Source organism: Streptomyces sp. SDT5-1 (genome assembly GCF_052245995.1).
Classification (GTDB): Bacteria; Actinomycetota; Actinomycetes; order Streptomycetales; family Streptomycetaceae; genus Streptomyces.
Genome location: NZ_CM125963.1, coordinates 6951355 through 6971876 on the forward strand (window position 1 = coordinate 6951355; position 20522 = coordinate 6971876).

Sequence of the window (20522 nt, forward strand, 5' to 3'; positions counted from 1 at the left end):
TGCCGGGTTGCGAGGCAAGTATTCGCAACTCGACACGCAGGCACCGCGTTTGAGAGCGGACCTCGGTGCGGTCTGGGGGCTGCCCAGGGCCGCGGGCGTCACAGTGGTGTCCCTTCACGCGCACGGCAGATCTGCCGGCACCGGACGGCGAACCGAAGGTTCTCGGCGGCGACCAGGCGATGCATCAGCGGCGTAGGCCGATGTCCTCGCGCGAGGCGCAGCCTCGCCAGGGTGCGCTTCGTAATCCGGGCGATCTCAGAGGGCCCGGCGCCGGGGCGCTTCGGCTCCACATGGGGGAGGTACGGAGCCGTGTTCTCCCAGCGCCGGGAGCTGGTGGAGGTGGGAGTGCGCGTCACGCTTCGTCTCCCATGTGGTCGAGGGCGGTGCTGATGGTCACGGCGAAGCGCCTGACGTAGGGCACGGCCCTTTCAGGGCTGGGCCATTCGGCGTGCAGGGCACGTAAGCGACGCATGGTGTCGGTGGGGTAGTACGTCGCCCGCTGCGGGGCCGTGTGCATGAGCTGGCGGGCGGCGCCGCGGAAGATGTCGGCGATCTGCCGGGCCTCGTTCTCCGTGAGCTGCCGCTCGCCGTCCAGGACCTCGTTGAGGGCCTCGTAGACGGTGTCGCTGAGTCCGTCGTCCGCGAGCGAGCGGGACAGTGCGGTGATGATCCTGCGTAAGGTGCCCTCACTTGCGGGGTGACACGGGTGCGCAAGGCGGCAGTTGGTGTGGGCGATGGCCATCACGCGCTCCTCGCGGGAATGTTGACCGTGCACCATGTCTTCGTGCCGTCTTCGGTGACGCCCCATTTGTCGGCGAGCGCACTGACGAGCAAGAGTCCGCGACCCGACTCCTCTTCATCGGAGGGCGACTGCATCGTTGCCGGAGCCGGGTTGCTGTCGATGACCTCGATACGGATCTCGTCGTCGGGGAGCTGCAGGCGCAGGCTGACATGCCCAGGAGCGGGGCTGGCGCTTGCACCGTGGTTGATGGCGTTGGCGACGAGCTCGGAGACGATGAGGACGATGTCCTCGGCGAGCCGCTCGGGCACCTGCCAGAACGCCAGGAAGGCAGCAGTGATCCGACGGGCATGGCTCACGCGGGACGTGTCGGGCTGAAAGGCGACCTCGAAGGCGCGGCGAGGAGCATGCTGCAGCGGCACGGCATCGAGGACCGTGACGGCCGGTGCGTAGGTCATTGGAGACCTCCCCTGTGGACAGAGCATCGGAGCCTGAGGCAGGCGATGTTGAGCACTGCGGCGAACCCGGCGAGGCTGCCAGTGGGGGAGTGCATCTCGGCTCCTGGTCGTCAGGGTGCTGCGTGGACGACGGCGTGCGCCGTCCGGCCTTGCTCACTAGCGAACTCCCCGACCGAGCGCGAAAGTTAGGGGATGCGGTGCTGCATCCCGATGCGACACCTAGGGGCTTTTGGCGTTCTGTTTACCTGACGGATTGCGTGCAAAGGCCTACGGTGCGGGCATGGACACCACGCGCAACACAATCCTTGAGGCGTGGATGGACGAGCATGGCTACAGCGCCAACAGCCTCGCGACCGCCGTGAATTCAGCCCTCGAAAGCCTCACCGGACGACTCGGACGGTGCGACGGACGTCAGGTCAGAGACTGGCGCTCCGGGCGGGTCAAGTGGCCCAATAGCGCTACGCGCAAAGCGCTGGAGGGCGTCACTGGTCGTGACCCGCTGGAACTGGGGTTCGTGCCTCGGAGGCGGCCTGCGCCCACGGTGGCCTCAGAGCAGGAGGACGTAGACCCTATGCACCGCCGCACGCTGGTTGCCGGAACGATCTCGGCGGCCGTGGCTGCCGCCGCACCCGGTGCTGCTTCAGCACGCAAGATCGGTATGCGTGACGTGGAGAGGCTGCAGAACAAGTTCGCCGCGGTGATCGCGAGCGATCACAGTCGGGGCGGGCAGATCGATATTGAGGAACGCGCGACCCGGCTGGCCGACGAAGCCCTGAACCTGCAGAACTCGGGCTCGGCGACACAGCGCGTCCGCTCCAACCTGTACGCCACCGCAGCGTCGTTCCGCTCCTCTGCGATGTGGGCGGCCATCGACGGTCGCCGCTTCCAGGACTCCATCACGCACATGCGTGAGGCGCAGACGCTCGCGGAACTCTCCGGTGACCAGGCGATCAAGTTCCGCATCTGGTCGCACGCCGGCAGCCTCTACCGGCACCTGGGGCGCCCCGCCGACGCTCGAGCCGCCAACGACGTCGCGCGCAATCTCCACATCACCCGGCGGGATCCGATGTTCGCTTCCCTGGGGCTGGCCCGGCAGATGGCCATTCAAGGGGTCGCCCACGAACGCGGAGGCCTGCGCCGCGCCTTCGACCAGGCCCAAGAGGCCATGGCGCGAGCCGGCGAGGACCATCGCCCCGTCTGGCTGACGGCCTTCTACGACGAGGCAGAGCTGCACTCCCTCGCGCTGAGCGCCTACCTCGCGGCGGGCGAATGGTCCACCGCGGAGTATCACGCCCACCGCTGCTTGGCGGCACTGCGACCGCACATGCGCCGCTCTCTCGCCATCGCGACCAGCCGCCTGGCCCACGCCCAGCTCGCCCAGGGCGACGCTGATACTGCTGCGCACACGGCGATGACCGTTCCAGCCGAAGCGGCGACACAGCACGCGCGGGTGTCTCGCATGCTTCAGGAGTTCGGCGCTGCCCTGCGTGCCACGGCACCGAGTAGCGTCAGTACTCGCAACTGGACCGAGCACACCCGCGCCTGGAGGGCCTGAGCATGACATCGGCACCCGCCATCGAACTCCGTACGTTCACCGAACTGGATGCCGCACGCGGCGACTTGCTCGATGTCTACGCCGAGGTGCGCGCTCCGCTGCTCCACCTGCCCAACTACGCAGTCACCGCCTTCGGGGAGCGATTGGACCGGCACGGCTCCGAACCTGGCTTCGAGGCCGTTCTCGCCTACGAGGGCACCCACCCGGTGGGCTACGCCTACGCCAACCGGATCGAAGACGGCGACCGCTACTGGCAGCGCACCAGCCCGCCGCCGGCGGAACAGTACACATCCCAGCCGGCCATGGCCCTCAAGGAGATCGGCGTCCGCCCGGGATGGCGCGGGACCGGCGTCGCACGCCGTATCCACGATGAGCTCTTGGCGGACCGATCCGAGCCCCACGTCACGCTCATGGTCAACGAGGCCGCCGGGGACGGCAAAGTGCATGCCCTGTACCGGTCATGGGGATACCAGGACATCGGCTACAGCCAGCCTTCACCGGCCTCGCCGCGTCTCACGGTGATGATTCGCAGGATCCGGTAACGGCAGACTGCTGCCGGGGTTGCGGACACGGCGAGTGACCCAAACGGTGGTGCGCCGAACTCGGGGGCGTAGCGCCTTAAGATCCGGTCGTGGCGATCGAACTCCCAGATGACTTGATCAACTTGCAGCGCGCGGCCGACGACGAGGGCCGGAAGCTGGAGCACCTCGACGCCGACGAGCGCGACAAGTAGCGCGAGGTGTGGTTCGAGGCCGCGGCGAAGGCTCAGGCCGCGGTCACCAAGTTCGCGCAGGACAACGACCTCAACCGGTACGACGTCGAGAAGCAGCTCCGGCAGGTCACCCGGCACCCGCAGCCGCCGCAGGAGTAGCCGTAGGGGGGCCGTGACGGGCGCAGCTACTTCGATCGTGGGGACGGGGAGAGCGGGCTCCTTGCTTGGCTACCAGTTCATGTGGCTGGGCAGATCGCAGGTCATGGGGCCAGGCGACGGAGGGCAGTCGCCCAGGCCGAGCCCGACCAACACCCCGGCCAGCGCCACCAGGCCAAGGCCGATGGCCAGGCCCGCGGGGGTGATCAGGAACCTGCCGACGCGGCCGAGCTGCCGGTCGCGGGGCACGGTGGCCCGGCGCAGGTTCCAGGCGCCGAAGACGGCGGCGGTGGCGGCCCCGAAGCCCGCGGACACCCGGCCGTCGTGGAAGACGCCCTGGGCGACGTAGGCGGCCATGCCGCCGAAGAACAGCGCGTACACGATCCGGACGAGGATTTTATTGATCATCGTCGTCCTCGGGGTACGGCTCGGGCACGAAGCGCTCCACGCGCGGCCACAGTCGGGAGCCGAGCCAGCACCCACCGGCCAGCACGAGCGCCCCGACCGTGAGCGTCAGCCAGTTCGTGTGCCACACGGCCTGTACGGCGGCCCCGGCGGCAACCGCGAGGACGACGGCGAAGACGTAGATGAAGCAGCCGCTGACGCAGCCCATGGCTTCCGCACGGGCTTCCTCACGGTCTTCCGTCGAAGAGAGCCTGATCGGCCCTACCGGCCCCATGGGGCTACTCATCGTTGTCTTCCTCTTCGTTGCTCTTGTCCACGTACCGCTGGAGGGCCATGAACCCGGCGTAACAGACTCCGAAGGTCAGCGGCTTGCACCAGGTCAGCCAGTGCAGTGGCACGAGTCCGCCGACGAGGACCGCGGCCATGACGGCGGCCGTGGCGATGATGAGGCGGCGCAGGAACTTACTCATCTCCACCGTCCACGTCTTCGTACTCCGGCTGGTGGGTGTGGCGCTGCCACCACCGGGACAGCAGGTTGCACCCCGCGCCGACGATCCCCGCGCCGATTGCATCGGGCCAGTCGTCGATGGCGAACCCCATGACTCCGATGATGACGGCGAACACGACGATGATCGCCATGGCCTCCCGGACGGTGACCTTCTTCGGCGGGTCCGGGTCCGCACTCACGAACCTCCACCACCACTGACTCAGCCGTGCCTTCATTCGCCGACCTCGTCCCGCCGCTCCTGGCGCCGGAAGTCGCGCAACCCGAGGACAATTGCGGCGACCAGGCATGCCCCAGCGACGGCCGTCACGGCAAGCCTCCAGACCGGCGAATGGGGGTTGACCAGGACCTGAAGGACGCCCGAGACCATCAGCAGAGCCTGGCCGCCCACAAACACCCGTCGCCGCATGCGCACCTTCATCGCCGCCGCCTCTCCTCGTGCCGCAAAAACCAGTGCAGGCGCCCGAATTCGGCCTGGTGCCGTCGCGTGTCCGAGTCCGTGCAGCGGTAGAGGATCCAGAGCACTACGGCCATCACGACGCTGCCCACAAGGACACTGACGACGTTTTGCCACGGCTGCCACGCGGCTGCACCGGTCATGCCGCAGAGGGATATGGAGCCGCCGACTACGGCGGAGCGCAGGCGCTTCTTCATCGCGACCGTCCCTCGCGGCTGTGGCGGATCGCTTCGCGGGCGTCGTTGATGATGATCACGATGAAGATGGCGCACACGGCGCCCACGACGGCGCATATCCATACCGGCACGGTCCAGCCGGCCTCGTTGCCACCCGTGGCGCCGCCGTACCCGCCGACGCCCGCCGCAGCCGTGCCCGGCAGCGCCGCGATCTTCTTCAGACGCTTCTTCATCGCCGCCTCCGCATCTCGCGCTGCGTGAGCCGGTCGAGGGGCTCCAGCTCGGCCTGGCGCTCAGCGCGGCGCTTGCGGCGTTTCCGGTACAGGTCCCAGCACTGAAGGGCCATGTTGAAGAGCATCAGGAGCAGCCACCACACGCTGACCCCGCCCTCGTCGGCCATGACGGTGCCCAGGACGACCATGGTGAGGCCTACGGCCATCACGCCCAGGGCAACAAGCTGCCACTTGTCCGTGCGCGGCATCACTTGCGCCCCCTGAAGAGGTAGACGGGGAAGCCGACCGCGATGGCAGAGGCGATGATCGCGACGACCATCCCTTCGTCGTGCGGCATGTCGGCCCACCAGGGGATGTCGTTCACTTGCGCCGCCTCCAAGCACGCCAGCAGGCGACGGCGACAAGCCCGGCGACGAACGCCCAGCCGAGCCAGTCGGGTCCGCCCAGGCCGCCGTACGGCACTGCCTGCGGGTTCACTTGCGCCTCCGCGCCTTGAGGAGGACCAGCGTGGGCGGGACGCAGAGGCCGAACAGGACGCCGAAGATGACGACCAGTATCAGCACGGCCGCCCAGTCGGGCAGCCAGTCGATGGGGATGCCGCTGCCGCGTGCGAGGGGCATCACTTGGGCGTCTCCTTCGACGCCGAGCGGCGGTAGAGCACGACCATGGCAGCGCCGAGCAGCCCAGGCACGATGCAGGCCGACCACGGAGAGCCCCACGCGAAGATCGAGATCAGAGCGATGATCTCTGCGCCGACGGCGCACCAGATCGCGGTGAGTGCGCAGATCTTCCGCATCTTGATCAGTGCGGGGTTGCTCTCCGGCGGGCCGTTGCGGCGGCGCTGGATCACGACGTAAGTGAGCAGCCCGACGAGGAGGGCTCCCGCGACGTATGTTCCGGGGTTAATGGTGTTCGCTCCGCTTGGTAAGCCCCCCGGCTGTCGATGTGTCCGGGGGACGTTAGGTGGCGGGGTGGAGCGGAGGAAAGTTGATCACGGGGGTTCGTTGCATGACTCACACGGTTAGGAAGTCGAACGCCTCGCGGCCGCAGGAGAGCGAGATCACCCGGCCTTCGCCCTCGCGGCGCCAGGCCACTCGCGCAGCGGCCACTCCTGCCCGCTGTCCCACTCGGTCAGGCGCAGCCGTGTATCCGCGTGCTCCTCGTGCTGCGCCTGAAGCCCGGCGAACTTCCGGTCGGCGGTGTCCGGGTCATCCCACCAGCCGTCGAGGATCCGCACGCCGTCGCGGGCGAGGGTGACGTGATAGCGGCCGGGCGGCTCGTAGGTCACAGGTCGCCGCCGCAGTGCGGGCACATGCGCCTGCGTCTCCAGCCGCGCGTCCGGATGTCGATGCCGCGGCGGCGCATGAGCTTGAGCTGAAGCGAGACCGTCGAGGGGGAGACGCCGACCGCGTCGGCCAGTTCGCGCACGCTCGGCTCGCCGTCGAGCTTGAGTAGCAGCTCGCGGTGCGCTCGCTCGATGCCGGCCTGTCGCTGGTCGGCGGGCATGGAGGTCTGTGTGCGGGACATGGTCACCCCCAGGGCGTGGCGGTCTCTGTTCTTCAACTAGATCACGTGTTCGATTTTCTGGCCAAGTGGCGGCGCGCCCGTCCATCGCCCCAGGCGGACGCTTCTGGGCTGCACGGAGAAAACGTCCGCCGCACGATGGCGGCATGACCACTACGCAGCCTGTCGTGATCTACCCGCCCGATGAGGATGGCGGCCGCCGCGTCCGTATCGACGGCGCGATCCTCGGCCGGGCGCTGTCCGTGAAGGACGTCGTCGCGATCTTGCAGGATGCCGGGCTACGGGCCTTCGACGAGAACTGCGTCGCCTACTCGTCGCTGATCGAGTGGCGCGGCGGCGGCCCGGACCATTGGGCGCACTGACGAATCCGGCCGGCCTTAGGGTTCGAGGACTGAGGCCAGCCAGGATGGTCCCATCATCACGTCTCGTACAACGACTGATGAGTGTGGGTGTCACGTTCTGCGGTCGGGCAGGTTGACGGCGACAAAGGAGTGGGCCCGACGCCCGAACGCGGAGGTCGCCGGGCTGCGGACTGGCTGACTGCGGCGCATCCTGGGGAGATGGAGGGCGCCCCGATAGTTGTCCATCCGCCGCTGGGTACCGGCGGACGGCGGGTGACGGCGCGCGACCAGATCCTCGGCCTCGCGCACAGCGACGCGGCCGTGGTCGAGTTCCTGCGGCGGGCCGGGTTGGAGGACGCGGAGCAGCTGCTCGACGATCCGGCGTGGGTGAAGTGGCGGGGCGGGCGCGCGCACCACTACGAGGCGGCGTGACGTGGGCGCGCCGGCCGCCGGGATGATGCGGATGCGGGCGGTGGAGTGGCCGATGGTCCAGCCGAAAGCGAGGGCGAGCAGGAGGAGGGCGAGGTCGGTCATCGGCTGGCCTTTCGGTGGATGGCGGCGGCGAGGGCGACGAGGAGTGCTGTCGCGGTGCCGGCCGTGGCGCCGGCCGTGGCGCCGACGGTGAGGACGGCGCGGCCGATGAGGGTGGTGCTGAGGGTGCCGAGGTCGTGAACGATCACGGCTTCTGCTCCTCGTTCCGGGAGGGCCATTCGCCGCGGGCCTTCTGGTCAACGCGGGCGGGCGCGGTGGAGCCGCGCGTCGAGTTGCCCGCAAGTGTGGTGCAGAGGGCTAATCCGAGCCCTGTCGATCATTCGCGCTGAGCCTTGCTGCCACAGCGGGCCGGAACATAACTGGCCATCCCGGTCACACCAAACCGCTGATCCTCCGGACTCTTGTGCAGCCGCCGGGGCAACTCCCGGGGCCGTCTCTTGCTGTCTCCTTGCCTTCCCGGAGGTACTTCCGCATGCGCTCCACCCGAATCGTCATGTCCGCGGCGGTGCTCGGCGCACTCGCTCTGCCGGTACTGTCTGCCACCACTGCCAGTGCGGCTCCCGCTTCCGCGACCGTGATGCCTGCGAGCGACTGCTATGACCAGTCGCCGTATCTGCCATATGCGGTGCATGCCAAGGCCGTGACCATCCGGTCCAAGCCCAGCGCGAAGTCCACCGCAGTCGGCGTGCTCTACAAGAGCCACAAGTTCAGCGTGGCCAAGAAGAGCGGTAACTGGGTCTACATCAAGGACAAGACCACGGGCGCGAAGGGCTGGGTCTCCGGCACGTACGTCTATCGCGACGTTCGGGTATGCCTGGACTGACAGGGACTCAGCAGGCATCTGTGCAGCTCCCTCGTCGGCTCCGTTGAAACGGGACTTCCGTCAGTCCGGCGGTGAATCCGGAGATGTAGAGAGCGAAGAACGCTCACACGCGAAGCAGCACCACGAGGCGTAGATCCGTGTTGCTCATCGGAGCGAGGGCCATGATGCGTACCCGGATCTCCTGCCCCTCGTGATACGGGAGGGAGAACCTGCGTTCATCTCCGTCGGGATGGGCACGTGCCTGCTGCGTGGCCCACAATTCGCGGGCATCGCCGTTCCCTTCCAGGATGTCGTCGCGGAGCTGGATGAGCTCAGGTGTGTCGGGATGCGTCGCGATGGCGAAGCGGATCTGGGCCAGGAACGGGATGGCCCAGTCCTCCCGCCAGTTGACCAACTGCTCTCTGGCTTCCGGGTACAAGAACGCGAACCGCATCAGGTTGCGCTCGTACGGCAGCCAGGGGAACCAGTCTTCCTGCGGCTGGTTGTGGGCGACGATGTCCCACCATAGATTCGAGACATAGGCGGGGTGGGGGAGCACGGAATCGAGCAGCGCTTGCGTGTGCACATCGATTTGCTGATTAGTCGGCGTCTTCGGCGTAGGGGGCGTGTGTCCGACCGCCAGTTGGAAGAGGACCACTCGCTCCGCCTCGTCGAGTCTGAGCGTCATGGCAAGCCGCTGGGCGAACTGCTCTGACACTGGCCGGGGGCTGCCACCTTCCAGCTGGCGGTACCAGGAGCTGGCCACTCCCGTGAGGGAAGCCACTTCGTCCTGCGTTAGACCTGGTTTCAACCGGCGACGTGAGGAGTCGATCCCGGGGATACGCCGGTGATCGAGCCGTTCGCGCCAATGCCGCAGCATGCGTCCGAGCTCGGGAGGCACCGAGTGTCTCTGCGTATGGATTGAGTCACGCAAGTCTGGGTCGCACCCGCCTTTCGGGTATGTCGTTTAGGTGTATATGTCCGCTATTCTCGCGGTCTGGCATATGCGGAGAGCAACATTCCGGTCGCCGCTCGCGTGTCGCGCGGCGACTGGTCGCCGGTAGCGCCACCTCCGGTGGCGGAACTCCCTGTGCAGGATTACTCGTGCAAAGCGATATGAGTGAGGGAGGTGACCGGCCATGTCCATGTGGTGGCGAACGGCCAAAGCCGATTCGGTACAGAACCCGCCTCCGGAGCGGGACTCGGACAGACACACGGCGCGGACACTCCCTGGATCTCGGCAGCAGCACGGCGCAGGCCGTGTCGGTGTCCGGGACCTGGAGCGTCGCATTCGACAACTGCTGCGATCTCTCGATGTGCAGCCGCCCCTGAGCGTTTCCGATCTATGTGACGCGCTCGGACGTCGACGGGGTCGAGACATCGAGCTCAAGGCCTTTCCTCTGCAGGCCACCGGCCCGCTGGGCGCCTGGCTCGAGACACCCAAAGCAGATGTGATCGTGTACCAGAGCGAGACGGCCGCTCACCATCAAGACCACATCGTCCTGCACGAGTTGGGGCACATCCTGGCCGACCATCCGGGACCGTCAGGCACGGAAGTGTGGGAATCGCTGCTCCCGGGTCTGGGGCCGGACGCGATCCGGCGTGCGCTCCTTCGGTGTTCGTACGACACCGAGGAGGAGCGAGAGGCGGAGCTCGTGGCGACGATCGTGGGGGAGTGGGCATCCGTTCTCGACCATGTCACGCCAAACCATCGGAGCCCTGACCTGGCGGTGCGACGTGTTCAGTCCGCACTTGAGGGCCACCGGGGGTGGCTCTAGGTGGCCGTCCTCTTCTTGACGGGCCTGACCGCAGCGGTCGTGTGGAAGCTCTACCAGTGGGCGAAAGCCCCGCAGGACCGCTCCTTGCGCTCCGTCGCGTTGTGCCTGACGAGTGCCGCCCTGTCCTACCCACTGGCCATGCCAGGTGGTGCCACCGGCTTCAACACTGTGGCCGGACACGGCGCTGCGAAACTCGTGCAGAACCTCCTGCTTCTTGCGACCGTGTACTTCCTGATGTGCTTCTACCTGTACGCGGCCGCCGATGAGCGTGCCAGTCGGCATCGAGCCCGCTTGGAGGCGGTTCTCGTTGTCGCGGTGGGCTCGGTCATCACCGCGGCGACCGTGACAGTGCCGCACCAGGCGTTGGCCGGGAGCTTCGCCACAACTGACATGACGGTGCCGCAGGTCGCCCTGTTCTACGTGCTGACCGGCGTCTACCTCATGTACGCGCTGGTGGCCGCCGGCACATGGACTCGCCGCTACGCACGTATGTCGGCGAAGCCGCACTCGACCGGGCTCTGGACGGCAGGCGTGGGCATGGTGTTGATGGCGGCGGCCTGTGCCGTCCGAGCCGTCATCGTCGGCATCCGGTGGGGTGGCGGTTCCGTACCGGGCACAGTGGTGGCGGCAGTCGCTGTCGTCCTTGCCCTGTCGGTCCTGCTGTTCGTCTTCGGCATCACGTACTCCGGCGTGCGGACCAGGATCTCCCTGTGCCGGTTGTGGCTGCGACGCCGGAGCGAGCATGCCCGCCTCGAACCCCTCTGGAAGCTGATGGCGGAAGCCGCGCCACACGCTGTGTTCGCGGTCGATTCGGGATCGAGGCGCGACCGATGGCGAGCGCGTGGTGTCCATCGGAGACACCATCGACGTGTCGTCGAATGCCGCGACGGACTCGTCGAGATCAGCCCCTATCTGCCTGCCAACTCGACCAGCGAGCGGCCGTGGCACGAGGTGAGCCCCGAGCTCGTCGCTCAGCACCTGCGCGATGCCGTACGCAGCCGCAAGAATCCGAGCGCCGAGCTCGCGCCCGCCCGTCCGATGGCGGCCATTCCCGGACAGCGCAGCCGCGACGCCGACATCCAGCAACTCCTCGTCCTGTCTGACGCCTTGCGTTCGGCCAGTGGATGTTCTCCGCAACAGAAAGAGAGCCGCACCCCATGCTGATCACTGCTGCCCAGGTCCTGGCCGGAGCGGACCGCCAGGTCATCCCGGATGGAGCCGTCCTCGTACGCGACGGTGTGATCGCCTGCGTCGGCCCGCGCGAGGAGGTCCAGCGCCACGCCCAGCCCGACGAGTCCCGCCTCGACTACCGCTCCGGAACCATCCTGCCCGGCCTGATCGACGCCCACGTACATCTCTGTTTCGACGCCGGCCCGGACCCCGTCGCCACGCTCCAAGACCAGGACGACGAGGCGCTGTTCGCCGATATGCGGCAGCGAGCGGAGCAGCTGCTGAACATCGGCGTCACCACCGCGCGCGACCTCGGCGACCGGAACGCACTCGCCATCCGCCTCGCGCAGGCGGTGACCGTAGGCGATGCAGTCGGCCCGCGCGTCGTGTCGGCGGCGACCCCGGTCACCCCGCCCGGTGGCCACTGCTGGTTCCTCGGCGGCGAGGTCACCGGTGTGGACGAGGTGCGCGCACTCGTCAAGCGCAACGCCGCCGAGGGTGCCCAGGTCATCAAGGTCATGGAGACCGGCGGCGGCCTGACCAAGGGCGGTGCGAAGAGCTGGGAATCGCAGTTCACCGAGGAAGAGTTGAACGCGCTCGTCGACGAGGCCCACCGCCTCGGCCTCCCGGTAGCCGCGCACGCGCATGGAACCGAGGGCATCGTTGCCGCGGTCGAAGCCGGCGTCGACACCATCGAGCACTGCACCTGGATGACGCCCGACGGCTTCGAGGTCCGCGACGACGTACTCGCCCAGATCATCGAGAAGCAGATCCGAGTGTGCCCGGCGGTCAGTCCGCACTGGCGGATGCTGCCGCAGATCTTCGGTGCCGAGCGGGCCGAGGCCATGTTCGGTGTGGTGCGGCAGATGGCCGAGGCCGGTGCCCGGCTGATCGCCGGAACCGACGCGGGCGTACAGCGCGCCGGCTTCGACGGGCTGACGTCCAGCCTCGGCTTCTATGAGCACCTGGGCCTGGCCAACGAGCGGATCCTCGAGATGGCCACCTTGGAGGCTGCCGCAGCGCTCGGCCTCCACGACGAGACCGGGCAGCTGACGCCGGGCTACAGCGCCGATGTCCTCGTCGTCAACGGGGACCCGCTCGCCGAGCTCGATGCGCTGAAGTCGGTGGAGACCGTGATCGCGGCCGGTAGGCGCGTCGAGATCAAGCGGTAACTCGTAGAAGACAACGAAGAGTTGTTCAGTGCCCGGGGCCGTCCGAAGCCCCGGGTACTTCTCTGTCGGCCATCTCCTCGACAACGTGGTTGAGGAAGGCAAGTAGATCGTCCGACATGCCCTCGGGGCCGAGTCCTCGGGTGGCGACCCGACCCACGGCACCAGTGCGGACCGCGGCGAGCATGCGCAGTCCCTCGACTACCTGGCGGGCGACCGTGTCGTCGGACTGGAAGTAGAGCGGCGAGACGCCGAACAGGTCGGCAAGGCCGTCCGCGATGATCGGGGACAGTTGGCTGGAGCCGCCCGTTCTGAGCTCCCGGACCTCTTCCTCCGAAATCACTTCGGCGCCCGCGTGCTCGTTGACGGCCTGCGCGATCTCGGCATCCGACGGGGGAGTCTGCGTCCCGGGATACGAATGCTCAAGCAGGTACGTGATCTTCTCGCCTGCCGTCCGCGGGACCACCGTCGCGCTGGCGGCAGTCGGCACCTGATTCCCGAAGGATCGCTCCTGCGCTGCGAGCAGCTCGGCCAGGGTCACTCCGTAGGCCTTCGCCAGGGGTTCCTGGAACTTCTCGCTGAGTCGACGCTTGCCACGCTCCGCGTTCGCCACCGGCCCCGAGCTCTTCGTGCCGATGAGTTCCCTGGTCTGGTACTGGCTGAAGCCGGCGTCGCAGCGTAGGTCCGCGAGATCCGGCAGCTCCCCGGCAGGGCGCGGGAAGACCTCATCCAGCGGGAGGCCGAAGAACTTGGCGAGGAGGGGAAGCTTCTCGCCGTCGGGTGTCGAGGAGCCTGCCTCCCAGCTGGCCACGGTGGAATCGCCGACGCCCACCGCATCGCCCAGTTCACTCTGGGTGATGTCCCGCGCGCGGCGCAGCGTTCGCACGCGGTCGCGGTCGAAGTGGCGTGGCGCCATCGTCAGGCTCTCCCTGAGCTGATTGCTCAAATCGCGGAAACTTCAGTATGTTGATCCGGCGTCCAAACCGGGATAGATTCAGTTTGGCGAACCGAGGTGCTCAACGTACACCTTTCGCCCCTTGTTTGCCCATGTCGCACGGCCGCGCGCGGTTCCGCGACGTCGGCGCCTCCGGTGAGAGTCGGGAGTCGCTTGGGTGCGATGTGTGCCAGGTGTGAGCAGGGAGATGTCGAGTCGGTGTCGAAGTGGATCAGCAGCAGCTATCCGCTGGAGCGTCGAAGGCGTCATGCATATGTTGCTGGTCCCTCGGCGGGTAACGCAGGCGCTCGCCCCAACGCGTAGGAGACGGTGTGGAGTTACCCGAAGGCCGATGACGGCCTCCCGGCCAGGGAGAAAGAAACCGGCGCCCAGGAGTTCGCACCTCCTGGACGCCGAGGCCGCCACCCCATGAAGGGGGCGGATTCATAACCGGAGCGGGCCGCTGGCCTTTTCGACGAGAACGGCCGCCCACTCCACCTACGAGTGAGGAATTCTCGCATGCCCGCACACAGCCCAGGCGGGGCGCTCACTGCTGACGCCCCCGAGCCCGGCGCCACCATGGCCGGCGCTTGTCACATCCGGCTCGCCGTACAGCTGGCCAAAATGGTCCCCGGTGCCACCGCCCTCCAGGTCACGCTCCGCGAGCCCGGCAGGGCCTGGCCGAGCCCCCACGCGAGCGCATGGGATGCCAACGGCCGACGCATCCCGCTGAACGCGGCACGAGCGCGCATAGCCGCACGCTGGATCATCCGCTGCTACCCCGAAGCGAACTGGCGTCGCGAGCAGCGGCTCGACCTGCGCACCGCCTCGCTGCGCAGCACACCGAGCGAGCATCTCGCTGCCCGTGGGGGCCGCTGACCATGGCGCGCATCCGGACCATCAAGCCCGAGGCCTTCGTCTCAGAGTCCCTTGCTGCGGTCTCCCTGAGCGCCGAGCGCACCTTCTTCGGTCTTCTCACACAGGTCGACGACCGTGGTCGACTCCGGGACCAGGCTGCTGTCATCGCCGGCGCGCTGTGGTCGCTGCGTCCTGACCACGGGCCCGTGGGTGTCGAGGACGACCTCATCCAGCTGGCCTCCGGAGACCTCATCTGCCGGTTCACCGGAGGCGACGGCAAGGCCTACCTGCACATCGTCAACTGGGCCAAGCACCAGAAGATCAACCGGCCGAGCGGCGTACGGACTCCCAACTGCCCGCACCACGACACTGCGGCCGGCGCGACAACAGTGCCGGGAGGTGTCACCGAAACCTCAACGCGGCCTCACGGTGCACTCAATGCGGGATCACATCTGCAAGGGGCGACCCGCCGGGAGGAGGGCATCCGTGCAGGTAAAACGGCTCCCAGTGAGGACTCAGTGAGTGCTCATGGAGAGCACATAGAACCCGCAATGAGCCCTCACCACCCGGATCTAGGACCTAGGAACCTGGATCTAGGAACTACTACCCCTGCGGGGGACGCGAACGTCCCCGCACCCTCCACGGTCTCCGCTCGCCAGCTCATCGCCGAGTACACCGCCGCCTGTGCACACCGGCCGCCACGTGACGTACTCGGGCACCTCGGCCGCGAAGTCAGCAAGCTCCTCGTCGAGGGCATCGCCCCGGAGCACATCCGCGCCGGACTCACCCGCCACCGGGCCAAGGGCCTCCACCCGAGCACCCTGCCGAGCCTGGTCCACGAGGCCATGAACGCCCCCGCCGAGGGTTTGGCCCGGCCGGGATCGGCACCTAACCTCCCCGCCCATCGGCCCTGGACCAACCCGGCCGACCCTGTCGCCGCCTATGCGGAGGAGCTGTGATGCGTGACTACGACGCGCAGCCCGTGGGCGGACTGGCCCGACGCCTGGCCAACATCCTCACCACCAAGGGCATCGACCCCGCTGCCGTCCCTGACGAGCGGCCCGAGCCCATCCCGGCCTTGCAGGCCGCCGACTCCCGCATCCCGGCCCGCTACCGCAGCGCCTTCGCCGAGCACCCCGCGGTGACGGCCTGGGTGCGGGAAGTCGCCCAGGAAGGGCGCCCCGGCCCCGGCGGCCTCCCCGGGATCGCCCAGGGCCGCTCCCTCCTGATCGCCGGCACCACCGGCACCGGCAAGACCCACCAGGCGTACGGGGCGATCCGCTCGCTGCTCATCGCCGGGGTCCGGCTGCGGTGGAAGGCGATCACAGCCGCCGACCTGTACGCGGAGCTCCGTCCCCGCCAAGGGCACGACGGCGAGCGCGAGTTCATGGACCTGGCACGCTGCCCGCTCCTGTTCATCGACGACCTCGGCGCGGCCAAGAGCAGCGAATGGACCGAGGAGATCACGATGCGGCTGATCAACCGCCGCTACAACGAGATGCTCCCGACCCTCCTCACCACCAACCTCGGTATGGCCAGCCTCCGCGCCCACATCGGTGACAGAGCGGCCTCCCGGCTCACTGAGATGACCGACAAGGTCATCCTCGACGGCCCCGACCGCAGACGGAACCTCGCCGCCGAGCGCCTGCGCGCCGCCGCGCCCCTCTGAGCCATCCTGCGAACCCGGCCGGTTCGCCTCCAGCACGCACCACCCCAGAGCTGCGACCTGCCCAAATCGCCCTGGGGCGAACGGAGACACCCCCATGCACCACACCCCCGAGCCCAGCGAACCGCGCCTCCTCGGAGACCAGTCCTGGCACGCACACGCCGCCTGCCACCCGACACACCACCACGAGGTCGACCCCGACCTCTTCTTCCCCGAACCCGACGAGATGGACCGCATCCGCGAAGCGAAGTCCCTCTGCGCCCAATGCCCGGTCCGCAAGACCTGCCTCGACGCCGCACTCGAGAACGGCGACCGCGAAGGCATCCGCGGCGGCATGACCGAAGAAGAACGCGAGCCCCTGCACAGCAAGTTGGAACACCGCCTCGACTACGCCCGCGTCAACGCCACCCTGGCAGGCCGCGATGTCCACCTCACCAAGAGCGAACGCCGCGCGGTCGTCCGCGCCGCCTACCAGGCCGACATCCCGTCGGAACGCCTCGCCTGGCTCATCAAGATCACCCATGAACACGCGGACAAGCTGTACCGCCGAACGCGCCGGGAACTCCGCAACCGGACAGTCGAGCAGACACAACTCGACAGGACCGACACGGTGATTGGCTTCGAGCGACCGACGCCGCCTGCGTCTCTCACCCGGCAACGCGACGACCTGGGGAGGGCCGCGTGACCCAGCCAGCCCCTGATCCGGCCCGGATATCAACCTGGGACCGCGCCGCGATCGTCGCCCTGGGTAGCGCCGGGTGCGCGCTGTCATACGACACCCTCCAGCAGATGGCCACGGCGATCCATATCCGAGGTCCACTGACCTTCGTCTTCCCTCTGGTCATCGACGGCTTCATCGCCTACGGAGTACGCGCCCTGCTGGTGCTGCGTACCGCAACGCTCGCTGCCCGCTGCTACGTGTGGCTGCTCTTTGGCACCGCGACCGCCGCCAGCATCTGGGCCAACGCGCTGCACGCCGTCCGCCTCAACCAGCTTCAACCCGAGGGCACCGGTCTTCGGCTCGGCGACGTAACCGTGGGCGTGCTGTCCACACTCGCTCCGCTTGCACTGGCCGGTGCGGTCCACCTGTACATCCTCATCGCCCGCCGCGTCACCGAGACCGAACCGGTCACCGCCGCGGACAGGTGGATTGTCCGGACGGAACACGACACCGGCCATCCTGCGCAGAGTGTGTCCACGCGGGCGGAACTCGGTGGTCGAGATGAAACGACGGACACCGGACGCCGGGCGGTCACGGGCGGTGCGGCCACCGAAAAGCCCACGGACATTGAGTCGTTGACACCTTCGGACGAGACGGTCGGACACACGCGGGACGTGGCAGGTGAAGCGGAGCCGGACCAGCATGACCGAGCCGCTGACCTGGTCGGACAGGATGTAACCAGACCGCGGCCGGTCAGAGCGCGGCACGTGGCGAAGACGTCGGCGAACGTTCCGGACACCGGGGACACCAACTGTCCGGACACCCGGGACCCGAAGAGCACACTGGTGACCGACGAGGACCTGCTTGCCATCGCCCGCCCCGCGGTCGACGCCGCCGGACGTCTCACCCGCCAGGTCGTCGGCAACGCCATTCGCGGTCACAACTTCGGCCTCGGCAATGACCGACTGACCGAACTGATGCGGCTCCTCCGGCACGAAGCCGCGCCCTCGGACAACAACCGGCCCAACTGACCGGCCGCCCCACTCGGCGCCATCCGTGCAGGGACTCTGCCGACCGCGCGCCACACCATTACGCGAACCGGAGACACGTATGCGCACCACCCCGGCCACCAACTCGGAAGCCGATGCATGGATCGCCGTACTCCTCAAGTACGGCCACCTGCACCACGCGCAGCCAGGCCCTGAAGGGGCATGGACCGTGCGGCGCACATCTACAAGCACGCCCCGCACCCTCCACCACCCCGTCCTCGTCCTCGACTACGTCGCCGATGTCCTGTGCGACGTACGCGGCAAGCCCTCCGAGCTGCCCCGATGACCGATACCGATCCGCCCGTCACCCTCATGGATACGGACCAGGACGCCACCCCCTCACGAGGCCGAGCAAGCTGTACCTTTCGAAACTCCTTCGCTGCCACGGGCCGCGAAGGAGTTTCGAAAGGGCATGCCCCCGCCTCAGGGGAGGCGGGGGAGGCCCGGCACCAGGGGGCGCCGGGCTCAGGGGTTGCGACCGAGGGCGGCTCGCGACGAGAGGGAGAAGACGAACGGCCTGCCGCCCTGCGGACGCGCTACCGCCTGCGCCAGAGCGCGCACCGCGACCACGTCCGCAGCGTCCGCCTGAGTGGCGAGGAACTCGAACTCGTCCAAGGCGCAGCTGAATCCGTCGGCCTGAAGACCGCCGGCTTCCTGGTCGATGCTGCGGTCGCGGTTGCCCAAGCTCAGGGCGGTCCGAAGACGTGGCTCATGGACCAGCGCGGCCGAGTCGAGGAACTGATGGCGGCCAGCACCCAACTCGCCCGTGTCGGCAACAACCTCAATCAGATCGCCCGCGTCCTGAACTCCGGTGGGCACGTCGAATACACCGATGACGCAGTGGCTCGCGTTCTGCGCGCCGCTGCTCGCGTCGAAGCCGCGGCCATCGACCTGGCTCGGCGGTAGGCGTGGTCCCGGACGTCTCGACCGGTGGCCGTACGTACGGCCTGCTCGCCTATCTCTACGGTCCCGGACGCCGCGACGAACACATCGACCCACACCTTGTCGCGGCCTGGGTGCCGGAACTCGCTCCCGATCCCGGACGCGACCCGACCGCCACCCTCAAGCAGCTCACCGACCGACTCGACCTGCCTGTCCTCGCTGTCCCGAAGAACCGACGCCCTGCCCGGCACGTGTGGCACTGCCCTGTCCGCACGGCGCCCGGCGACCGACACCTCACTGACGACGAGTGGGCTCAGGTCTCCCGCCGTATCGTCCACGCCACCGGCATCGCCGAATACGGAGACGATCAGGCATGCCGGTGGGTCGCCGTCCGCCACGCAGACGACCACATCCACATCGTGGCCACCCTCAAGCGCGAGGACGGGCGAAGCCCCCGCCGCAACAAGGACGGCATTCGAGCCCAGGCCGAATGCCGCAAGATCGAAAAGGAATGGGGCCTTCAGATCCTCAACGGGGGCGACGGCACCGCCGCACAGCGCCCCACCAGCGCCGAACGCGCCAAGGCCGAACGCACAGGCCGCCCCGAACCGGCCCGCGAAACCCTCCGCGAGCACGTCCGCCAGGCCCTGGCCGGTGCAGCCGATGAGGCCGAGTTCTTCCGCCGCCTCACCGAAGCAGGACTTCGCCTCGACGTCCGCCATGCTCCCTCCGGCGACGCCCTCGGATACAAGGTCGCCCTTCCCGGCGACCGGAATCGCGACGGCCAACCCATCTGGTTCCCAGGCTCCCGGCTTGCCCCGGACCTCTCCCTCCCGCAGATACGGTGCCGCCTGCAGGCGGCACCGGCTGAAGAGCAAGACTCTCCCGCGGTGCGGCTCGTCGATGGCCCGGCCCAGGCCCGCCGCAGCGCCGTTCACATCACCGAGCAGGCGACCACGCACCTATACGGCGAGGACGATACGGTCGGAGCGGCTCAACTCGTCGGTATGGGAGAACTCCTCGATGCCGTCGCCCAGACCGCGCCGACGTCTTCCACTCACAAGGAACTCGCCTCGGCCGCCCGCGCCTTCGAGCGCGCCACTCGCTCTCACATCCGCGCCGAACACGCAGACCACCGAGCCCTGCGCACCGCAGCGCGCGGGATCGTCCGCGCCGGTGGAGCCCTGGGCAAGGGCGAGGACGGCGGCGCCACCGCGATGCTCCTGTCCACGATGGTGCTAGCTGCCATCGCCGCCAGCCGGTGGCATTCCGCTCGTGGTCATGCCCAGCAGGCAGCCGCCGCTCAGCGAGCCGCCGAGCACCTGCGGGTGGCCTACCGCATCGCGGCTACGGACCCTATGACCCTGCTGAATGAGCAAGGGCGCCGACTGCCCGTGCCTAAGCGCCAGCGGTACGACCACACCCTCCAAGCTGCGCTGTCCGAACAGACTTCGCACATCCAGCTTGAAGCGGGATGGGACGCACTCATGGCCACGCTCGCCCAGGCCGAACGAGCCGGATTCGATGCCGAGGCCCTGCTTCAACAATCCATCGAATGGCGAGAGTTGAACACGGCGGACAGCGTCACCGACGTACTCGTCTGGCGTCTGCGTCGTATCGCCAAGCTCCCCGCCGCGCCAACACCGGCCCGCGTGTCGGCACCACACCGAGTCACGCCGGTGTCATCTCCAAGTCACGGTTACTCGAAGGAGGCGTCCCGGCACCGCCTCGGACCACGGCATTGACGGTCGGCAGCGAGGGGTGGACATGCTCGGCCGACTCCTGTTACGGCTGGTCAAC

The 20522-nt window shown here is 68.2% G+C and carries 33 protein-coding genes; 16 read left to right on the plus strand and 17 right to left on the minus strand.

Features of this window, described 5'->3' with window-relative positions; translation table 11 throughout:
• Positions 1-352: 352 nt before the first annotated feature.
• Both ACTWJ8_RS31780 and ACTWJ8_RS31785 read right to left on the minus strand, forming a co-directional pair.
• On the minus strand, positions 353-742 hold the full coding sequence (locus tag ACTWJ8_RS31780) for a hypothetical protein (protein WP_443261020.1): 390 nt from the start codon (positions 740-742) through the stop codon (positions 353-355).
• The gene (locus tag ACTWJ8_RS31785) at positions 742-1197 is read right to left on the minus strand and encodes an ATP-binding protein (RefSeq protein WP_443261021.1); all 456 of its coding nucleotides are present in this window, start codon (positions 1195-1197) and stop codon (positions 742-744) included. Before ACTWJ8_RS31785 ends, ACTWJ8_RS31780 begins: the two co-directional genes overlap by 1 nt.
• Before the next feature lie 280 nt (positions 1198-1477).
• Here ACTWJ8_RS31785 and ACTWJ8_RS31790 point away from each other — a divergent pair, with 280 nt between their 5' ends.
• The 3 genes from ACTWJ8_RS31790 (at position 1478) to ACTWJ8_RS31800 (ending at position 3623) form a co-directional block, all read left to right on the plus strand.
• Positions 1478-2752 (plus strand): XRE family transcriptional regulator, encoded by a 1275-nt coding sequence (locus ACTWJ8_RS31790; protein WP_443261023.1) that lies wholly within the window; start codon positions 1478-1480, stop codon positions 2750-2752.
• 2 nt (positions 2753-2754) lie between these two features.
• Positions 2755-3294, plus strand: a complete 540-nt coding sequence (locus tag ACTWJ8_RS31795; protein WP_443261024.1) for a GNAT family N-acetyltransferase — start codon at positions 2755-2757, stop codon at positions 3292-3294.
• A gap of 197 nt (positions 3295-3491) precedes the next feature.
• A complete protein-coding gene (locus ACTWJ8_RS31800; protein ID WP_443261025.1) occupies positions 3492-3623 on the plus strand; it encodes a hypothetical protein in 132 nt (43 codons plus the stop codon).
• 69 nt (positions 3624-3692) lie between these two features.
• Here ACTWJ8_RS31800 and ACTWJ8_RS31805 read toward each other — a convergent pair whose 3' ends face one another.
• The 12 genes from ACTWJ8_RS31805 to ACTWJ8_RS31860 all read right to left on the minus strand — a co-directional run bounded on the left by ACTWJ8_RS31805 (position 3693) and on the right by ACTWJ8_RS31860 (position 6923).
• Positions 3693-4028 carry a hypothetical protein gene (locus tag ACTWJ8_RS31805; RefSeq protein WP_443261026.1) on the minus strand — a complete coding sequence of 112 codons (336 nt, stop codon included), beginning with the start codon at positions 4026-4028 and terminating at the stop codon, positions 3693-3695.
• Complete coding sequence (locus ACTWJ8_RS31810; RefSeq protein ID WP_443261027.1) at positions 4018-4233, minus strand: hypothetical protein; 216 nt, start codon at positions 4231-4233, stop codon at positions 4018-4020. Before ACTWJ8_RS31810 ends, ACTWJ8_RS31805 begins: the two co-directional genes overlap by 11 nt.
• A gap of 70 nt (positions 4234-4303) precedes the next feature.
• Positions 4304-4495, minus strand: a complete 192-nt coding sequence (locus ACTWJ8_RS31815) for a hypothetical protein (RefSeq protein WP_443261028.1) — start codon at positions 4493-4495, stop codon at positions 4304-4306.
• A complete protein-coding gene (locus ACTWJ8_RS31820) occupies positions 4488-4712 on the minus strand; it encodes a hypothetical protein (RefSeq protein ID WP_443261029.1) in 225 nt (74 codons plus the stop codon). Before ACTWJ8_RS31820 ends, ACTWJ8_RS31815 begins: the two co-directional genes overlap by 8 nt.
• A gap of 32 nt (positions 4713-4744) precedes the next feature.
• Positions 4745-4951: a hypothetical protein gene (locus tag ACTWJ8_RS31825; RefSeq protein ID WP_443261030.1), complete on the minus strand. Its 207-nt coding sequence runs from the start codon at positions 4949-4951 to the stop codon at positions 4745-4747.
• On the minus strand, positions 4948-5184 hold the full coding sequence (locus ACTWJ8_RS31830) for a hypothetical protein (RefSeq protein WP_443261031.1): 237 nt from the start codon (positions 5182-5184) through the stop codon (positions 4948-4950). The genes ACTWJ8_RS31825 and ACTWJ8_RS31830 overlap by 4 nt, the downstream gene beginning before the upstream one ends.
• Positions 5181-5396 (minus strand): hypothetical protein, encoded by a 216-nt coding sequence (locus ACTWJ8_RS31835; RefSeq protein WP_443261032.1) that lies wholly within the window; start codon positions 5394-5396, stop codon positions 5181-5183. Before ACTWJ8_RS31835 ends, ACTWJ8_RS31830 begins: the two co-directional genes overlap by 4 nt.
• The gene (locus ACTWJ8_RS31840; RefSeq protein ID WP_443261033.1) at positions 5393-5644 is read right to left on the minus strand and encodes a hypothetical protein; all 252 of its coding nucleotides are present in this window, start codon (positions 5642-5644) and stop codon (positions 5393-5395) included. Before ACTWJ8_RS31840 ends, ACTWJ8_RS31835 begins: the two co-directional genes overlap by 4 nt.
• Before the next feature lie 225 nt (positions 5645-5869).
• Positions 5870-6016 (minus strand): hypothetical protein, encoded by a 147-nt coding sequence (locus ACTWJ8_RS31845; protein ID WP_443261034.1) that lies wholly within the window; start codon positions 6014-6016, stop codon positions 5870-5872.
• A complete protein-coding gene (locus tag ACTWJ8_RS31850; protein WP_443261035.1) occupies positions 6016-6246 on the minus strand; it encodes a hypothetical protein in 231 nt (76 codons plus the stop codon). The genes ACTWJ8_RS31845 and ACTWJ8_RS31850 overlap by 1 nt, the downstream gene beginning before the upstream one ends.
• A gap of 210 nt (positions 6247-6456) precedes the next feature.
• A complete protein-coding gene (locus ACTWJ8_RS31855) occupies positions 6457-6684 on the minus strand; it encodes a hypothetical protein (protein ID WP_443261036.1) in 228 nt (75 codons plus the stop codon).
• Positions 6681-6923 (minus strand): helix-turn-helix domain-containing protein, encoded by a 243-nt coding sequence (locus ACTWJ8_RS31860; protein WP_443261037.1) that lies wholly within the window; start codon positions 6921-6923, stop codon positions 6681-6683. Before ACTWJ8_RS31860 ends, ACTWJ8_RS31855 begins: the two co-directional genes overlap by 4 nt.
• Positions 6924-7066: 143 nt before the next feature.
• On the opposite strand from ACTWJ8_RS31860, the gene ACTWJ8_RS31865 reads away from it, so the two are divergent.
• The gene (locus ACTWJ8_RS31865) at positions 7067-7282 is read left to right on the plus strand and encodes a hypothetical protein (protein ID WP_443261038.1); all 216 of its coding nucleotides are present in this window, start codon (positions 7067-7069) and stop codon (positions 7280-7282) included.
• Between the two features lie 198 nt (positions 7283-7480).
• Positions 7481-7693 (plus strand): hypothetical protein, encoded by a 213-nt coding sequence (locus tag ACTWJ8_RS31870; protein ID WP_443261039.1) that lies wholly within the window; start codon positions 7481-7483, stop codon positions 7691-7693.
• A 98-nt stretch (positions 7694-7791) separates the two neighbouring features.
• Here the strand turns inward: ACTWJ8_RS31870 and ACTWJ8_RS31875 are convergent, their stop codons facing one another.
• Entirely contained in the window at positions 7792-7941 is a 150-nt protein-coding gene (locus ACTWJ8_RS31875) for a hypothetical protein (protein WP_443261040.1), read from the minus strand.
• 284 nt (positions 7942-8225) lie between these two features.
• Between ACTWJ8_RS31875 and ACTWJ8_RS31880 the strand changes: the two genes are divergently transcribed.
• The gene (locus tag ACTWJ8_RS31880) at positions 8226-8576 is read left to right on the plus strand and encodes an SH3 domain-containing protein (protein ID WP_443261041.1); all 351 of its coding nucleotides are present in this window, start codon (positions 8226-8228) and stop codon (positions 8574-8576) included.
• 103 nt (positions 8577-8679) lie between these two features.
• Here the strand turns inward: ACTWJ8_RS31880 and ACTWJ8_RS31885 are convergent, their stop codons facing one another.
• Positions 8680-9435, minus strand: a complete 756-nt coding sequence (locus ACTWJ8_RS31885; RefSeq protein WP_443265055.1) for a helix-turn-helix transcriptional regulator — start codon at positions 9433-9435, stop codon at positions 8680-8682.
• 898 nt (positions 9436-10333) lie between these two features.
• On the opposite strand from ACTWJ8_RS31885, the gene ACTWJ8_RS31890 reads away from it, so the two are divergent.
• Both ACTWJ8_RS31890 and ACTWJ8_RS31895 read left to right on the plus strand, forming a co-directional pair.
• Positions 10334-11497, plus strand: coding sequence for an MAB_1171c family putative transporter (locus ACTWJ8_RS31890; RefSeq protein WP_443261042.1), 1164 nt, complete (start codon positions 10334-10336; stop codon positions 11495-11497).
• Positions 11491-12675 (plus strand): amidohydrolase family protein, encoded by a 1185-nt coding sequence (locus ACTWJ8_RS31895; protein WP_443261043.1) that lies wholly within the window; start codon positions 11491-11493, stop codon positions 12673-12675. The genes ACTWJ8_RS31890 and ACTWJ8_RS31895 overlap by 7 nt, the downstream gene beginning before the upstream one ends.
• A 25-nt stretch (positions 12676-12700) precedes the next feature.
• Here the strand turns inward: ACTWJ8_RS31895 and ACTWJ8_RS31900 are convergent, their stop codons facing one another.
• A complete protein-coding gene (locus tag ACTWJ8_RS31900; protein WP_443261044.1) occupies positions 12701-13618 on the minus strand; it encodes a helix-turn-helix domain-containing protein in 918 nt (305 codons plus the stop codon).
• 507 nt (positions 13619-14125) lie between these two features.
• Between ACTWJ8_RS31900 and ACTWJ8_RS31905 the strand changes: the two genes are divergently transcribed.
• The 8 genes from ACTWJ8_RS31905 (at position 14126) to ACTWJ8_RS31940 (ending at position 20467) form a co-directional block, all read left to right on the plus strand.
• Positions 14126-14485, plus strand: coding sequence for a transcriptional regulator (locus tag ACTWJ8_RS31905; protein ID WP_443261045.1), 360 nt, complete (start codon positions 14126-14128; stop codon positions 14483-14485).
• 2 nt (positions 14486-14487) lie between these two features.
• Positions 14488-15423 carry a hypothetical protein gene (locus tag ACTWJ8_RS31910; RefSeq protein ID WP_443261046.1) on the plus strand — a complete coding sequence of 312 codons (936 nt, stop codon included), beginning with the start codon at positions 14488-14490 and terminating at the stop codon, positions 15421-15423.
• Positions 15423-16133, plus strand: coding sequence for an ATP-binding protein (locus tag ACTWJ8_RS31915; protein WP_443261047.1), 711 nt, complete (start codon positions 15423-15425; stop codon positions 16131-16133). The genes ACTWJ8_RS31910 and ACTWJ8_RS31915 overlap by 1 nt, the downstream gene beginning before the upstream one ends.
• 94 nt (positions 16134-16227) lie before the next feature.
• Positions 16228-16815: a WhiB family transcriptional regulator gene (locus ACTWJ8_RS31920; protein ID WP_443261048.1), complete on the plus strand. Its 588-nt coding sequence runs from the start codon at positions 16228-16230 to the stop codon at positions 16813-16815.
• A complete protein-coding gene (locus tag ACTWJ8_RS31925; protein WP_443261049.1) occupies positions 16812-17822 on the plus strand; it encodes a DUF2637 domain-containing protein in 1011 nt (336 codons plus the stop codon). Before ACTWJ8_RS31920 ends, ACTWJ8_RS31925 begins: the two co-directional genes overlap by 4 nt.
• A 79-nt stretch (positions 17823-17901) precedes the next feature.
• Positions 17902-18126, plus strand: a complete 225-nt coding sequence (locus tag ACTWJ8_RS31930; RefSeq protein WP_443261050.1) for a hypothetical protein — start codon at positions 17902-17904, stop codon at positions 18124-18126.
• The gene (locus tag ACTWJ8_RS31935) at positions 18123-18746 is read left to right on the plus strand and encodes a MobC family plasmid mobilization relaxosome protein (RefSeq protein WP_443261051.1); all 624 of its coding nucleotides are present in this window, start codon (positions 18123-18125) and stop codon (positions 18744-18746) included. Before ACTWJ8_RS31930 ends, ACTWJ8_RS31935 begins: the two co-directional genes overlap by 4 nt.
• A 2-nt stretch (positions 18747-18748) precedes the next feature.
• Complete coding sequence (locus ACTWJ8_RS31940; protein ID WP_443261052.1) at positions 18749-20467, plus strand: relaxase/mobilization nuclease domain-containing protein; 1719 nt, start codon at positions 18749-18751, stop codon at positions 20465-20467.
• Positions 20468-20522: the final 55 nt, after the last annotated feature.